The sequence below is a fragment of the Kitasatospora sp. NPDC093558 genome, assembly GCF_040683475.1.
Lineage (GTDB): Bacteria > Actinomycetota > Actinomycetes > Streptomycetales > Streptomycetaceae > Kitasatospora.
Window position 1 is genome coordinate 1 of sequence record NZ_JBFBDY010000936.1, and the last position, 2,039, is coordinate 2,039.

General features: G+C 74.9%; 1 protein-coding gene and 2 pseudogenes. All 3 read right to left on the reverse strand.

From position 1 onward, the window contains the following. Positions 1–847 (reverse strand): annotated as a pseudogene (locus AB0O00_RS37140) (hypothetical protein); the annotation flags it as partial. Continuing rightward, the gene (locus AB0O00_RS37145; protein WP_363659111.1) at positions 844–1,701 is read right to left on the reverse strand and encodes a DUF4132 domain-containing protein; all 858 of its coding nucleotides are present in this window, start codon (positions 1,699–1,701) and stop codon (positions 844–846) included. The gene AB0O00_RS37145 and the pseudogene AB0O00_RS37140, both read right to left, overlap by 4 nt. A 201-nt stretch (positions 1,702–1,902) precedes the next feature. Next, positions 1,903–2,039 (reverse strand): annotated as a pseudogene (gene fecE, locus AB0O00_RS37150) (Fe(3+) dicitrate ABC transporter ATP-binding protein FecE); the annotation flags it as partial.

Below are 2,039 nucleotides of genomic sequence, written 5' to 3' on the forward strand. Positions count from 1 at the left end.
ACAGCTCCGCGAGCAGGGCCTGTTCGTGCTCCTCGTGGTCCAGCCCCGCGGCCTTGACGAGGGCGCGGGCGTCCTCGGCGACCCCGGCGTAAGGGGCCATGCCTGCGGCGGCGCGCTCGGTGCACAGCTGGCGGAAGCGCTGCCAGGCGGTGGCCGCGTCGAGCCGGGCGCCGAGCGACTTCACGTACTGCCGCAGGGACTTGACGGTGAGCGCGCCGGCCAGGGCGAACTCCAGGAAGACGGCGCGCAGCCGCTCCTCGTCCACCGCCAGGCCGTGGGTGCGCTCGGCCTCGCGGGCCTTGCCGAACCAGCTCGCGGCGTAGGTCTGGTTGCCGACGCCGAGGAAGATCCGGCCGACCTCCTCGCAGAAGGTGGGCAGAAAGTGCGGCACGGCGCGGCCGAGGCGCACGGCGAGCGCGTCGAAGCCGTCCTTGGCCGCGCCCGGCTTGGACTTGGCCTGGCGGGCCAGCCGCTCCAGTTCCTTGACCAGGGCCAGCGCGTGGTGCCCGTTGGCCGGGTCGTGGACCAGCGCCCACGCGGGGAAGCCGAGCGCCTCCTGGCGCACCTGGCCGACCTCGGCGGGCGCGGCGTCCGGGGCGAGCCCGAGGAAGTCGACGGCCAGGTCCTCGGCGGGGCCGAGGGCGCCGGGCACCAGGCGGACGATCCGGCGCCCGTCGAGCGCGGGGTGGGTGTAGGTGCGGGCGGTCAGCACGTCCGCGGCGCTGTCGGCGCGGCCCGCGCCGGGCACGGTGCCGGCCGGGAGGACGGCGCCGGCGTCGAGCAGCCGCTCGTGCAGGCCGGTACCGTTCGAACTGGTGCTCAAGCCGTTCACACTGGTGGCGGTCATGCCGCTTCCTCCCCTTCGATCGTGCGGCCGGCGTACAGCGCGGCGGCCATCCGCATGCCCTCGGACCACGCCACCGGGCCGACCTCGGCCAACGGCAGCGCCCGGCCGTCCGGCCCCGCCCAACTGAGCGGGCCCGTCTCGCACTCGTCGTAGTCGTAGTAGTCGCCGACCCACAGCCGGGCCTCGACCGTGCGGCCGTCCTCGACCACCGGCACCACGGCGCTGCCGCCGCGCACCCGGTAGCCGAGCCGGGCGCAGCGCCCGACGAGCTCGCGCAGCTCCTTGTAGCGCCCGCCCGCGTAGGTGGTGACCTCGGTGCCGGCCGGTACCTCCTGCGGCCGGTGCCAGACCTCCCGGTAGAGCTGCTGGACCCGCTGCGAGACGCCGAGTTCGACGGCGAACTCGCGCAGTTCGTCGAGCTCCTGGAGCAGGACGGGGTGCGGTATCCGGATCTCGCCGTCGGCGAGGCACACGGTGTCGCCGTCAAGATCGACCAGCCCGAGCCCGCGCTCGGCGTCGGCGTCGCGCAGGAACCCGGCGACCGAGCCGTCCGGCCCGGTGACGACCAGGTCCCGCAGGACGGCGCGCCAGGCCTCGTCCGCCCAGACCGCGGTGACGACGGCCGCGGGCACCGGCAGCGAGCGCACCATCCAGCGTTCGACGTCCTCCAGGCAGCGCCGCTCGTGCGCCCCCAGCCACTCGGCGAGCTGCCTCAGCTGGGTGACCATCGGATCGTCGCCGAGCTTCGGCGGCACGGCCTTCAGCTGCCGCCCCGCCGCGTTCCGGCACAGCACCGTGCCGTCCCCGTCGAGCGCGACGCGGTACCCGCCCGCACTCGTCTCCACCCATGCCACAGCCGTTCTCCTCCCACCTGTCGGTCAGCGATGGGAGGAACGTAGCGAGGCCCACTGACAACCCGACGCCCAGGGGCCCGGCTCCACGACCTGCGGAAACCAAACCCCTCGAACGAGTGAACGACCTCGGATGGAGACCGGGAGAAGCGGCGGAGAAGCGGCGGAGAATCCGCGGGGACGCCCTCCTGGAACGGTGATCCGTCAGCGGGTGCGCGGGCGGGGGACGACGACCGGGGCGCCGTCGGTGGGGGCAGGAAGGATGTCGGCGTCGACGTCGTACAGGGCGCGCGCCAGGGCCGGGTCGACGACCTCGCGCGGCGGGCCGGCGGCGACGACGG